This window comes from Aquimarina longa SW024 (genome assembly GCF_001401755.1).
GTDB classification, from domain to species: Bacteria; Bacteroidota; Bacteroidia; order Flavobacteriales; family Flavobacteriaceae; genus Aquimarina; species Aquimarina longa.
The window spans coordinates 146,210-159,862 of record NZ_KQ474102.1 but is presented as its reverse complement, the minus strand read 5'-3'; the positions used below and the strand labels follow the sequence as shown (position 1 = coordinate 159,862).

Genomic DNA, 13,653 nt, shown 5'->3' with positions numbered 1-13,653 from the left:
CTAATTTTTAAAATTTATGATACTATTATCTCTTTTTCTTATCGTAGTGTGTTGTCTCATTATATGGAGAGCCAGTGATGGTTTTGAAACAGCATCAGAGTTTTTAGGAAGAAACCTAAGCGAAGGTGTTCGTGGAGCAACAATCAATGCGATTGGATCATCGATGCCAGAATTATTTACCACCTTATTTTTCTTATTTGTTTTAAAAGATAAAGATGGATTTGCAGGAGGTATAGGAACTACAGCAGGTAGTGCAATATTTAATGGAATGATTATACCGGCAGTAGTGATATTGGTTGTGATTCTAAAAAGATTGAATAGTTCAGTACAGGTTTCTAGAAAAGTTTTATTTAGAGATGGAATCTCATTATTAATTTGTGAATTTGTTCTAATATTTTTATTAGGAGGAACTACTCTTAATTGGACTCATGGATTAGTTTTAGTATTTTTATATGTAGCATACGTAGTGTATATGTTATCTAGTATGAAATCGAGTGGAGAAGAGTCTGTAGAAGAAGAAGATGAGGAAGAAGAGGATGAGGAAGAAGAGGATGAGGAAGAAGAGGATGAGGAAGAAGAAGGTTCGTTTTTTAAAAATCTTATAACATTAAACCTAGAGCCTGTTTTTGTTAGAGAAAAAATCAATAGTAGTAATGCTTGGAGTTTATTGATTTTTTCTATGATTATTATTGGTAGTGCATGTCTTTTATTAGTTAAATCATGTGAATGGTTAGGAGATGAATTGCATATTCCTATTTATTTTATAGCAGTAGTATTGGCAAGTGCAGCAACAAGTGTTCCTGATACAATTTTATCGATGAAAGATGCTCAAAAAGGAAATTATGATGATGCTGTATCTAATGCATTAGGAAGTAATATATTTGATGTATGCTTTGCATTAGGATTGCCATTGATTTTATTTACAGTTATATATGGTCCTATAACAATGTCTCCAGAAACAGTAACAAACATTTCAGAATTACGTATTTTACTCTTTATTCTTACGACATTTTCATTTTTTATTTATATTTCACGAAAGAAAATGGGAGTGATAAGTGCACTATTATTAATTCTGATATATGTAGTATTTACAGTGTATATTTTAGGTCGTTCTGTAGATGCAGAATGGTCTGTTCAAATAAGTACTATGCTTAGTAATGTAAATGATTACATAGATGCTTTTAGGTTTTGGAAGTAACATATTTTTAATTTTCTAAACACATATTTAAAAAAAATGTGTTTAGAAAATTAGAATACTTATAAAATAATTTTAAACAATTCACATGTCTACACATGTGAATTGTTTAAGTTTTAATATAATTTAATTCATATGAAAGATAAAATTAGTGCAGTTCAGAAATTTCATACTGCATTTAAAATAGGTTATAAAGACGAACCTGTTGCAGACTTGGGAGAAGTAAAAAATATACTTCGTTTTAATTTAATGAAAGAAGAAAATGAAGAATATTTAGAAGCAGCACAGAATAATGATTTGGTAGAAGTAGCCGATGCTCTTGGAGATATGTTGTATATATTATGTGGCACGATTATCGAGCATGGGATGCAACATAAAATAGAAGAAGTATTTAATGAAATCCAACGTAGTAATATGAGTAAATTAGGTGAAGATGGTAAACCTATTTATCGAGAGGATGGTAAGGTGCTAAAAGGGCCTAATTATTTTAAACCTAATATAAAAGAGATATTGGATCGATAATTAAATAATAACTCCCGAAAATATTTTTTTCGGGAGTTATTGCTTTTATAATAATAAATTTAATTTTTAGATATTCAGAGATCTAAACTTTCACTCTCCATCCAAAAGAATCTTCTGATTTATTATATTGTATATTCATTAATGCATTTTTAAAATGAGAAGCAAAAGAATTTTCTTGTTTCTCTATCTCATAATGCTCACCTTTATATCCAAAAGCTTTTACAGGACTTACTACTGCAGCAGTTCCCGCACCAAAAATTTCTTTTAAACTTCCATTTTTAGCAGCTTCTACAATCTCGCTTACTTTTACAGGTCTTACATCTACTTTGTAGCCTTCTTTTTCAGCAATAGCAATAAGACTCTTACGAGTAATACCATCCAAAATACGATCACTTACTGGAGCAGTTAATAGCGTATCATTAATTCTAAAGAATACATTCATAGTCCCAGCCTCTTCCATATACTCATGTGTATTAGAGTCGGTCCATACTACTTGTTGATATCCTTCTTTTTTAGCAAGGTTTGTTGGATAAAATTGCCCTGCATAATTTCCTGCAGCTTTAGCAAATCCAATACCGCCATCAGCAGAACGACTATATTTTTCTGCAACCAAGACACTAACATCACCACTATAGTATGATTGTGCAGGAGAACAGATGATTAAAAATTTATATTCATCAGCTTCAGAAGCAGAAACACTAGCCTGGGTTGCAATTACAAATGGTCTGATGTATAAAGAGTTTCCAAAACCAGGTTTGATCCAAGCGCTATCTAATTTTAATAATGTATTTAGACCTTCAAAAAAGTAATCTTCAGGAAATTTTGGCATAGCAAGACGCTCAGCAGATTTATTAATACGATTAAAGTTTTCATCTGGTCTAAATAAAAAAGTATCTCCGTTATCATCTTTGTAAGCCTTCATCCCTTCAAAAACAGCTTGACCATAATGAAATACACGAGCTGAAGGATCCATAGTTAAAGGGCCATAAGGAACAATTTCTGGTGTTTGCCACTCTCCATTTGCGTAATCACAAACAAACATATGATCTGTAAATACTTTTCCGAAATCTAGATTCTCAAAATCTACTTGCCCAATTTTAGATTCATTTGCTTTTTTGATTTTTAATTCTTTGGAAACTGTGTTCTTCATATGATTATCTTTTTGGAAATTATTTTATATGGTACCCAACTAATGACAAAAAAAGATTGTGCTTTTATCTATTAAAATAAAAGAGAGCCCCTCTGAGACTTATTTTCTAATTTTAGCTTCAAAAAATAGGAGAGACAACATAATGTTTTTCTGAAATTTAATGTAAAAATACTTTTTTCTGATAAAATAAGAATTTTTAAAATGTTTAATTTTACAAAACATAAGTATAATGAATGATTATGAAAGAAATTGTATTGTTTTTTATAGGATTAGTAGTGTTAGTTAATTGTAATTCATATTCTCAAAAGGAGAACTCTGTCTATATTTCAGATAGTATGAAGAAAGATTATAAAGAGTATGGAGGAAGTATTGTACCATCTGATTATATTCTGAATAAGAATGGAATTACCGAAAAATATAAAAATTTAAAAGTAGGAGATACCATTACTGCTACTTTTTTGAGTACTGTAAATTCAGTATGCAAAGCTAAAGGTTGTTGGATGAGAGTAGCCTTAGGAACCGATGATCAAGAATCTATGATAAAGTTTAAAGACTATGGTTTTTTTGTACCAAAAGATATAGAAAATGATACCGTAATTGTTTTTGGAAAAGCATTTGTAAATGAAGTATCTGTTTCGGAACAACGCCATTATGCTAGTGATGCAGGTATGACCAAGGATAAAATAGCAAGTATTACAACTCCTAAAAAAACATACTCTTTTATAGCAGATGGTGTTTTAATAAAGAGTAAAAAGAAATAGATGAAAGAAGGAATACAACGCAAAATTATTATTACAGATGATGGGTCAAAAACTATTCATTTACCAGAGTTAAATGAACAGTACCACTCTAAGCATGGGGCAGTCAATGAAGCAATGCATGTATTTATAGAAAGTGGGTTTAATCATATTTTAAAAAAAGAATTCTTAGATCACTTAGCTATCTTAGAGATGGGGTTCGGTACAGGTTTAAATGCTTTTATCACATTTTTGGAGGCTGAAAAGTGTAATCAGCCTATTAATTATGTTAGTATAGAAGCATATCCTGTTACATGGAGTGAAGCTAAGCTTATGATGTATCCCGAGGTGCTTTCTGTAGAAGAAAAATCCCCTATATTTAGTAGAATGCATCAGTCTAATTGGGAAAAACCCGTAGATATTTCCTCTAGTTTTAAGCTTTTAAAACGGAAACAGTTTTTTGTAGAAATATCCGATATAGAATGTTTTGATTTGATATATTTTGATGCTTTTGGAGCTAGGGTACAGCCAGAACTTTGGACTTCTGAGATATTTACAAAAATGTACAAAGCATTGCGTCATAAAGGAGTTTTAGTAACCTATTCTGCTAAAGGGAGCGTAAGAAGAGCAATGCAAGAAGTTGGTTTTGATGTAGAGAGACTCCCTGGACCTCCTGGGAAACGAGAAATGCTTAGAGCTACAAAAAAATGATTGCTATAGTATGATATTGTTTTTTTTGAACTTCCATAGATGCTAAACGATTGTTAAAACTATAATAAATAAATAGGCTTTATCCTGTAGTGACAATAATTTGTGCCAAATTAGTAAAATACCAACCTAGATATATCAATTTGATTTCTAAATATTCTTTATAAAAATAAATTATTAAGTAGATGAAGGTTTTAATTACTGGTGCTACAGGTATGATAGGTCAAGAAATAGTAACATTATGCCATCAATCAGGGTTTAGTGTACATTATCTTACAACGGATAGGAATAAGCTTAATTATAGTACAGTTAACTATCAGGGGTATTTTTGGAATCCAAAAAATGGAGAAATTGATATAGAATGTTTTAAAGGAGTAGAGGTAATTATTAATCTTGCTGGAGCTACTGTAGCAAAACGATGGACGACATCATACAAGAAAGAAATATTAAATAGTAGAATAGAAACAACTACTCTCATTTTAGAAACATTAAAAAAAATAAAGCATTCAGTTAAACATATTGTTTCTGCCAGTGCGATAGGTATTTATCCAGATTCTTTTCAAAACTACTATATGGATGATTCTCCAGAGCGTGATACTGGTTTTTTAGGAAGTGTTGTATGTCAGTGGGAAGAAGCAGTTTTACAATTTAAAATATTAGATATAAATGTTAGCTTGCTTCGTATAGGTCTGGTGTTGTCTGATAAAGGAGGAGCATTTCCTGAAATGCTTAAGCCTATTCGATTAGGTTTAGGAGCCTTTTTTGGGGATGGTAAACAATGGCAAAGCTGGATTCATATAAAAGACCTTGCTCGTATGTTTATGTTTGTAATACAAGAGAATTTAATAGGGGTTTTTAATGCCGTAGCCCCTAATCCTGTGTCCAATAGTAAATTGACGCTTGCAATAGCAGAAAAGGTAGATAAAAAAATAATCTTTCCAAGTATACCAAAAGTAATTATGAAACTAATTTTAGGAGAAATGCATACCTTATTATTTTCTAGTCAACGTGTTTGTAGCAGTAAAATTTCTGATTCAGGCTTTGAATTTGATTATGATAACATTGTATCTGCAGTAGATACACTTATTGATAAGTAAATAAAAAAACCGATACTTTTTAAAAGTACCGGTCTCAAGCACACTATTTTTTTGTATTTATGCTTTATTTGCTTTGATACTTATTTTTAGTTCGATATCATCATTAATGAATTTATCACCTAAATTATCAAAAATAGATTTAGAACCATAATTTACCCCCCATTCAGTACGGTTGATAGTAAAAACTTCTGTATTTAATGTCATTACATTAGTTTCTATAGACGTTGTGACAGGAAATGAAACATTTTTCTTAATTCCTTTTATCTCTAGATTACCTTCTAAATATGTTTTACCTTCTTTTTCAGAAATTCCAGTAATTTCAAAAACTGCTTTTGGGAATTTAGCAACATTAAAGAAGTGATCTTCTTTTCCTTTACTTTCACCTCTAAGGTGTTGTTCTAAATGTGTTTTCTCATCTCCTTCTAGATCTGTAACATTAATAGAAGTCATATCAATAACAAAAGAACCACTTTTTACAATATTTTCTTTAGTTTCTAAAGTACCACTAGTTAATTTTAATGTACCCGTATGTTTTTCTAAAGGTTTTGAACCAATCCAATCTATATTACTTGATTGAACATCTACATTATATGTTATAGATGCTATAGGTGCTTCTTTTACTTCTTCTGTAGGAGTCGTTTCTACAGCATTCTTTTTTTCTCCTTTACAAGAGAATGTCATTATTACAAGTGTAGTAATAACAAGAGTGTTGATAAATTTGATTTTCATAAGATTAGTTTTTAGTTTGAAAAATAATTTCAAAAGTATTTTTTTATAAAAATAATACTCTTAAATATATATTAAAAAAACCTGTGACATTATGACATTAATTTAAAAATGGCAGTACTTTTGCTAATTGAAAATCAAAACGTATAAAAGGTGCGAACTACATGAGTAAGAAAAATAAAAATACTGAAGATGTAAAAGATCAAGTAGAAGAAGTACTTGATATTTCTGTTGAAGAACCAGAAACAGAAACAGAAGAAACAGAAACAGAAGAGGCAATAGTTGATCAAGAAACAAAGCTAAAAGAAGAGCTTGATAAGGAAAAAGATAAATTTTTAAGACTCTTTGCAGAGTTTGAAAATTATAAAAGGCGAACTTCTAAAGAGCGATTAGAGTTATTCAAGACAGCAAGTCAAGATGTTATACAATCTATGTTACCCGTGCTAGATGATTTTGATCGAGGATTAAAAGAAATCGAAAAATCAGAGGATAAAAACTTGATTAAAGGAGTGGAATTAATTCATAATAAACTAAAAGAAACATTGAAAAGTAAAGGTTTATTAGAAGTAGAAGTAATTATTGGTGATGTCTTTAATGCAGATAATCATGAGGCGATTACTCAAATCCCTGCTCCAAGTGATGATCTAAAAGGTAAGATTATAGATATTATAGAAAAAGGATATAAGTTAGGAGATAAAATAATTCGTTTCCCAAAAGTAGTTACTGGTCAATAATAAAATTATGAAGGAAGATTTTTATGAGATATTAGGCATAAATAAAAATGCTACAGCAGCAGAAATAAAAAAGGCATATCGTAAGAAAGCTATAGAATATCATCCTGATAAAAATCCTGATGATAAAACTGCTGAGGAGAAATTTAAAAAAGCAGCAGAAGCATATGAAATCTTAAGCGACCCTGATAAAAAAGCACGTTATGATCAATATGGTCATCAAGCTTTTGAAGGAGGCGGATTTGGCGGTGGAGGCGGTATGAATATGGATGACATATTTAGTCAGTTTGGAGATATCTTTGGCGGCGGAGGCTTCGGTGGTTTTGGTGGCGGAGGCGGTAGGCAACGTCAAGTAAAGGGAAGCAATCTGCGTATTCGTGTTAGACTTACGCTAGAAGAGATCGCAAATGGTGTAGAAAAGAAAATTAAAGTAAAAAGAAAGATTCAGGCACCAGGAACTACTTATAAAACATGTACTACATGTAATGGAGCAGGACAAGTAACTAGAATAACCAATACAATTTTAGGAAGAATGCAAACTTCCTCTCCTTGCCCTTCTTGTGGTGGAGCTGGTAAAATAATAGATCATAGACCTAGTGATGCAGATGCTCAGGGATTAAAAGCTGTTGAAGAAACGGTAAGCATAAAAATTCCTGCTGGAGTAGAAGATGGAATGCAACTTAAGGTTTCAGGAAAAGGTAATGAAGCTCCAGGTAATGGTATTGCAGGGGATCTTTTAGTTGCAATTGAAGAAGAAGAACATGCAGACTTACAGAGAGAAGGAAATAACTTACATTATGATTTATATATTAGCTTTTCTGAAGCTGTTTTAGGAGCATCTAGAGAGATCGATACAGTATCAGGAAAAGTGCGTATTAAGATAGAAGATGGCGTGCAAAGTGGTAAGATATTAAGACTTAGAGGAAAAGGTATTCCTAGTCTTAATGGTTATGGAAAAGGAGATCTTTTAGTACACGTTAATGTATGGACACCAAGAACATTAAATAAAGAACAACGAGAGTTTTTTGAAAAAATGTCTAAGGATGATCATTTTAGACCAAATCCTGATAGTGCAGAAAAATCATTTTTTGAAAAAGTAAAAGATATGTTTTCGTAGAGAAACTAGATGGTTTTAGTGTATTAAGAATCGTTTAACTCTATTAACGTTTGATTAAGAAAAATTCGTATATTTGAAACATCACTATTATATTTAGTGATAATTTTTCTTTTTCATAGCAATTTTTTTCCCATCCTTAGTACTTGTATTTAGGGTGGGTTTTGTTTTTTAAAAGTTTTTGATTATTAATTTTTTTAGGAATAAGAAAAACCATTTAGGATATAAGATTTTAGCCTATTAATAACGAACATAATTAGTATAGTTTTTTAAGTTTTCGTATTATTCGGGTTTTATATAAATGATAACAATATTTTAACGATCTATGGCTAACCTTTTAGAAGTACAGCAAGCCACAAAACAATTCGGAAGTTTTACAGCACTGAAAGATGTATCAATCCAAGTACCCAAAGGAAGTATTTTTGGATTATTAGGACCTAATGGAGCAGGTAAAACTACTTTGATTAGAATTATTAATCAAATTACATTACCAGATCAAGGTAGTGTATATTTAGATAATGAATTATTACATCCACAACACATTAAAGATATAGGTTATTTACCAGAAGAAAGAGGTCTGTATAAATCTATGAAAGTTGGGGAACAAGCACTGTATTTAGCCCAGCTAAAAGGACTTAGTAAATCAGAAGCCAAAGAGCGCTTAAAATACTGGTTTGATAAATTTGATATTACAGATTGGTGGAATAAAAAAATACAAGAACTCTCTAAGGGGATGGCACAAAAAGTGCAATTTATTGTAACAGTACTTCATAAACCTAAGCTCCTAATATTTGATGAACCATTTAGTGGTTTTGACCCTATAAATGCTAATGTGATTAAAGATGAAATCCTACAACTGAGAGATGAAGGAGCAACTGTTATATTTTCTACACATCGTATGGAGAGTGTAGAAGAATTATGTGATCATATGGCATTGATTAATAAGTCTAAAAAAATCTTAGATGGTAAAGTAACAGATATAAAAAAAGCTTTTAAAACAAATACATTTGAGGTAGGTGTTTTAACAGAAAACAATAATGATTTGTATAAAAACCTGCAAGACAATTTCGATATAACTCCAGCGAATTTTAAAACTATTGATGATCAATTAAAGGTGAAAATAACTTTAAATGATGATACATCATCAAATGAATTATTGCAGTATTTGTCTAATAAAGGTCAGATAATGAGATTTAATGAAGTAATCCCTACAGTTAACGAGATATTTATCAAAACTATTACAGATAATGAGTAATCTAAAATTAATCATAAAACGTGAATTTATTGCTAGAGTTCGTAACAAAACATTTATAGTAATGACTTTTTTGAGTCCTCTGATTGTAGTGGGGATGATTTCTTTGATTACTTGGTTGGCTACAGTAAATAATGATGAAATTCATAAAGTAGCTTTCTTTGATGAAACAGGTTTTTTTAATACAAGTTTTAAAGACTCAAATGATATTAATTATATAAATTATAGTCATTTAACTTTAAATGATGCAAAAGACTCTGTAGTAATTAAAAAACTTGATGGATTACTGTATGTGCCAAAAATAGTAAACACAAAAGAACTTGCTAAATCAATACAATTCTATGCAGATGAAGTGCCAAATGTTACAACTCTTAATAAGCTTGAAAAAATTATAGGTGATGAGTTAACAAATCATAATTTTAAAGAAAAAGGGTTAGATCTACATCTGATAAAAGAAGCTAAAACCGAAGTAAATATTCAAATACAAAATTTTTTAGGAAAGAAAACATCGAAGATGTCTAGTTATATAAAAATGATTTTTGGAGGTCTTGCAGGATACCTTTTGATGATGTTTATTATTATTTATGGTAATATGGTGATGCGCTCTGTTATAGAAGAAAAATCTAATCGTATCATAGAGATTATTATTTCTTCTGTTAAACCTATGGAACTTATGATGGGTAAAATATTAGGAACGTCATTTGCAGGAATTCTTCAGTTTTTTATATGGGTAGTTTTGGGTAGTATTTTATTAACAGTAGGACTTCTTTTTTTTAATATAGATCTGGATCAGAATAATATTCAGGAAGCTCTTAATACTATACAAAAAACACAAGGAGGAATGATGGCTAATGCTGCCGAGTTTTTGATTGAAATTAAAGGACTTCCGTTAGGAACACTCGTGTTATCATTTTTGGTCTACTTCATAGGAGGATATTTTTTATACAGTTCTATTTATGCAGCGATTGGAGCGGCAGTAGATAATGAAACGGATTCTCAGCAATTTATGCTGCCAGTTATTTTACCATTAATGTTAGGGATTTATGTGGGGTTCTTTTCGGTTATAGAAAACCCTCATGGTACCGTATCTACAATATTTTCTATGATTCCATTAACATCGCCAATCGTAATGTTGATGCGTATACCTTTTGGAGTACGTTGGTGGGAAGTTTTAATTTCCATATGTTTACTCATAGCAAGTATTGTTTTTATTACATGGTTGGCAGGAAGGATATATCGAGTAGGGATACTTATGTATGGTAAAAAAATAACTTATAAAGAATTATTTAAATGGATGAAATATTAATAGTATGATTCAAGAAAAAATTACAGAACAGGTAACAAAACAAGTGAAAGACGCAATTCCTAAAAATATATGGGATATTTTGCAAGATTTTTTTAGTTATGAGATTTTTCATCTTGGAAAAGAGGAACATCCATTTGTTCTTACTGTAGGGTTGTTATTGTTTGTAATATTGATTTTTATTATTACAACAGTTCTTTTAAAAATAAGTAAAAGAATTTTTACCCGTAAAATGGAGAATCAAGATAAGTTGAAGTTTGAATCAGTATTCTCATTTTCAAAATATTTTATTTATTTCATTGTTATCTTTTTTGCGTTGGATAGTATAGGATTTAATATTACGGCCATATTCGCTGCCTCTGCAGCATTATTGGTAGGTGTTGGATTGGCGCTACAAACTTTTATTCAGGATATTTTATCAGGGATATTTATTTTTATAGATCAAACAGTACATGTAGGTGATATTATAGAATTAGATGATAAAGTTGGTAGAGTGGAGGAAATAAAGCTAAGAACTACTAGGGCGGTAACTATAGATAATAAAGTTTTAATTATCCCTAATCATAAGTATATGTCTTCATCTCTATATAATTGGACACAGAACGGTACCATAACCAGAGAATCTGTTACTGTAGGTGTAGCTTATGGGAGTGATACACAATTGGTTAAAGATTTACTTATCAAAGCAGCATCTTCTAACCCTAGTGTATTAAAAGATCCGCCTCCTATTGTTTTATTCACGGATTTTGCAGACAGTTCATTAAATTTTAAAGTAGTCTTTACTATCGATGATAGTTTTCAATCAGGAATTCCTAAAAGTGAAATTAGATTCGAGATAGATCGTTTATTTAGAGAGTATGATATTAATATTCCTTTCCCACAACGTGAAATTACTGTAAAGCAAGGAAAAATATAGAGTAAGGGAAGGGATTATGAATAAACATGAATGATAAAAAATAGTTTACTCTTCATATGTATACTACTGTACAGTTTTAATAATTTACAGAGCCAGAGTACTGAATTAGCAAGAATAGAATATACCTATATTCCACAAGCAAATAGTGCTAATGTTTATAATCGGTTTAGAGCTACTGCCAATTATCCTATTAGAATAAATAATAAAGGTACTTATTTGATTATTACTGGAACATATAAGCTTAATAGGTTAGAGTTAGAAGAAGAGTTAATAGACGATGATAAGGAGCGTTTAGATAGTTTTCAGACTATAGGGCTCGAATTAGGGTATACCTTTAAAATGAAGAATGATTGGCGATTCGGAACTAATTTTGGGTTTAAGATTTCGTCTGATTTTGAGGGTGTTGGGGTAGGTAGAGATGATTTTAGATATACAGGTTCAGTATATTTTATAAAGAGTTATAAAAATATGGAAACCCCTAAGATAGCTCGTTTTGTTATAGGTGTAAAATATACAACACCAGCAAGTTTAAATTTTCCTTTACCCATTATAAATTATTTTAAAAGATTTCATATTGATTGGTCATATGCTATAGGAACACCTAAATCTAATATTAAATATTTTCTAAATAAAAAGAGTAGAATTGAAACTTTTGTCAGTTTAGATCGTTTTTATAGTAATTTACAAAACAATAAAACATTTTTTAATAAAGGAGAAGCAACCATTGTAGCAAAAAATGTGTCTATGTTTACAGTAATGGGAGGCTTGGGATATGAACATTATTTTACGGAACATTTATTGTTATATGCATATATGGGGTATACATTAAGTAATGAAATTCGCTTACGAAATAGTAATCAAGAAGATGTAGTAACTATCAATGATAGTAATACATTATATTTTCGCAGTGGAATAAAATTTAAAATATAATGGCAAGAATATTAGTAATTGAAGACGAAGCAGCAATCCGAAGAGTGCTTGTAAAAATTTTATCTGAAGAGAATACTAAATATGAAGTTGTAGAGGCTGATGATGGACTTTCTGGAATAGAGAAAATCAAAGCAGAAGATTATGACCTGATACTCTGTGATATTAAAATGCCAAAAATGGATGGAGTAGAGGTATTAGAAGCTGTCAAAAAAATAAAACCGGAGATTCCGATAGTTATGATTTCTGGACATGGCGATTTAGATACTGCAGTAAATACGATGCGTTTAGGAGCTTTTGATTATATCTCTAAACCACCAGATTTAAATCGTTTACTTAATACCGTACGTAATGCTTTAGATCGTAAAGAATTAGTAGTAGAGAATAAAATGCTAAAAAAGAAAGTCTCTAAGAATTATGAGATGATTGGAGAGTCGAAGGCTATTGCTGATATTAAGAATATTATAGAAAAAGTTTCTACAACAGATGCAAGAGTATTAATTACAGGACCGAATGGTACAGGAAAGGAGCTTGTAGCACACTGGATTCATCAAAAAAGTGAACGTTCTAAAGGGCCTATGATAGAGGTGAATTGTGCTGCAATACCAGGAGAGTTAATTGAAAGCGAACTTTTTGGTCATGTAAAAGGAGCGTTTACATCTGCTAATAAAGATCGAGCAGGTAAATTTGAAGCAGCCAATGGTGGAACTATTTTTTTGGATGAAATTGGAGATATGAGTCTTTCTGCTCAAGCTAAAGTACTCCGAGCATTACAGGAAAATAGAATTCAACGAGTTGGAAGTGATAAGGATATCAAAGTAGATGTGCGTGTAGTTGCAGCTACAAATAAAGATTTAAAGAAAGAAATTGCAGAGAATAAGTTTAGAGAAGATTTATATCATAGACTAGCGGTGATTTTAATAAAAGTACCATCATTAAATGATAGACGAGAAGATATTCCATTATTAGTAACGTATTTTTCTAAAAAAATATCAGGAGAACAAGGATCACCAATAAAGAAATTTTCTGAAAAGGCTGTAAAGCAATTACAGCAATATGATTGGACAGGTAATATTAGAGAGTTAAGAAATGTGGTAGAGCGTTTAATTATTCTTGGAGGTGCAGAGGTAAGTGAAGAGGATGTAAAACTGTTTGCAGCAAAATAATATAACGATAGTTTTTTACTGTTTTTTTATAATCTCGTTTACAGAAAATTACTGATAAAGCCCTGTAATTAACACTTTTTATATGCGACTTAATATGGATATGTATGTA

General features: G+C 30.6%; 14 protein-coding genes. 12 read left to right on the top strand and 2 right to left on the bottom strand.

Going from position 1 to position 13,653, the window contains the following annotated elements; genetic code table 11:
- The first annotated feature begins 16 nt into the window (after window positions 1–16).
- Together N456_RS16775 and N456_RS16770 are read left to right on the top strand one after the other, a co-directional pair.
- Window positions 17–1,198 carry a sodium:calcium antiporter gene (locus N456_RS16775; protein ID WP_062059740.1) on the top strand — a complete coding sequence of 394 codons (1,182 nt, stop codon included), beginning with the start codon at window positions 17–19 and terminating at the stop codon, window positions 1,196–1,198.
- Window positions 1,199–1,330: 132 nt separating this feature from the next.
- The gene (locus N456_RS16770; protein WP_062059739.1) at window positions 1,331–1,717 is read left to right on the top strand and encodes a pyrophosphohydrolase domain-containing protein; all 387 of its coding nucleotides are present in this window, start codon (window positions 1,331–1,333) and stop codon (window positions 1,715–1,717) included.
- A gap of 82 nt (window positions 1,718–1,799) precedes the next feature.
- On the opposite strand, the gene N456_RS16765 is transcribed toward N456_RS16770, so the two are convergent.
- On the bottom strand, window positions 1,800–2,867 hold the full coding sequence (locus N456_RS16765) for a branched-chain amino acid aminotransferase (protein ID WP_062059737.1): 1,068 nt from the start codon (window positions 2,865–2,867) through the stop codon (window positions 1,800–1,802).
- Window positions 2,868–3,106: 239 nt separating this feature from the next.
- On the opposite strand from N456_RS16765, the gene N456_RS16760 reads away from it, so the two are divergent.
- The 3 genes from N456_RS16760 to N456_RS16750 all read left to right on the top strand — a co-directional run bounded on the left by N456_RS16760 (window position 3,107) and on the right by N456_RS16750 (window position 5,409).
- Window positions 3,107–3,628, top strand: coding sequence for a DUF4920 domain-containing protein (locus tag N456_RS16760; protein ID WP_062060088.1), 522 nt, complete (start codon window positions 3,107–3,109; stop codon window positions 3,626–3,628).
- A gap of 12 nt (window positions 3,629–3,640) precedes the next feature.
- Window positions 3,641–4,315, top strand: coding sequence for a tRNA (5-methylaminomethyl-2-thiouridine)(34)-methyltransferase MnmC2 (mnmC2, locus tag N456_RS16755; RefSeq protein ID WP_062060086.1), 675 nt, complete (start codon window positions 3,641–3,643; stop codon window positions 4,313–4,315).
- Between the two features lie 182 nt (window positions 4,316–4,497).
- Window positions 4,498–5,409, top strand: a complete 912-nt coding sequence (locus tag N456_RS16750; protein ID WP_062059736.1) for a TIGR01777 family oxidoreductase — start codon at window positions 4,498–4,500, stop codon at window positions 5,407–5,409.
- Between the two features lie 57 nt (window positions 5,410–5,466).
- On the opposite strand, the gene N456_RS16745 is transcribed toward N456_RS16750, so the two are convergent.
- Window positions 5,467–6,138: a YceI family protein gene (locus tag N456_RS16745; RefSeq protein WP_062059734.1), complete on the bottom strand. Its 672-nt coding sequence runs from the start codon at window positions 6,136–6,138 to the stop codon at window positions 5,467–5,469.
- Window positions 6,139–6,299: 161 nt separating this feature from the next.
- Here N456_RS16745 and N456_RS16740 point away from each other — a divergent pair, with 161 nt between their 5' ends.
- From N456_RS16740 to N456_RS16710, 7 genes are all read left to right on the top strand, one after another.
- Window positions 6,300–6,869 (top strand): nucleotide exchange factor GrpE, encoded by a 570-nt coding sequence (locus N456_RS16740; RefSeq protein WP_062059732.1) that lies wholly within the window; start codon window positions 6,300–6,302, stop codon window positions 6,867–6,869.
- A gap of 7 nt (window positions 6,870–6,876) precedes the next feature.
- Window positions 6,877–7,983, top strand: coding sequence for a molecular chaperone DnaJ (dnaJ, locus tag N456_RS16735; protein WP_062059730.1), 1,107 nt, complete (start codon window positions 6,877–6,879; stop codon window positions 7,981–7,983).
- 322 nt (window positions 7,984–8,305) lie between these two features.
- Window positions 8,306–9,235 carry an ABC transporter ATP-binding protein gene (locus N456_RS16730; protein WP_062059728.1) on the top strand — a complete coding sequence of 310 codons (930 nt, stop codon included), beginning with the start codon at window positions 8,306–8,308 and terminating at the stop codon, window positions 9,233–9,235.
- Window positions 9,228–10,538: an ABC transporter permease gene (locus tag N456_RS16725; protein ID WP_062059726.1), complete on the top strand. Its 1,311-nt coding sequence runs from the start codon at window positions 9,228–9,230 to the stop codon at window positions 10,536–10,538. Before N456_RS16730 ends, N456_RS16725 begins: the two co-directional genes overlap by 8 nt.
- Before the next feature lie 4 nt (window positions 10,539–10,542).
- On the top strand, window positions 10,543–11,451 hold the full coding sequence (locus N456_RS16720) for a mechanosensitive ion channel family protein (RefSeq protein ID WP_062059724.1): 909 nt from the start codon (window positions 10,543–10,545) through the stop codon (window positions 11,449–11,451).
- Between the two features lie 30 nt (window positions 11,452–11,481).
- On the top strand, window positions 11,482–12,381 hold the full coding sequence (locus N456_RS16715) for a DUF6268 family outer membrane beta-barrel protein (RefSeq protein WP_062059721.1): 900 nt from the start codon (window positions 11,482–11,484) through the stop codon (window positions 12,379–12,381).
- A complete protein-coding gene (locus N456_RS16710; protein WP_062059719.1) occupies window positions 12,381–13,544 on the top strand; it encodes a sigma-54-dependent transcriptional regulator in 1,164 nt (387 codons plus the stop codon). Before N456_RS16715 ends, N456_RS16710 begins: the two co-directional genes overlap by 1 nt.
- The last annotated feature ends 109 nt before the right edge of the window (window positions 13,545–13,653 follow it).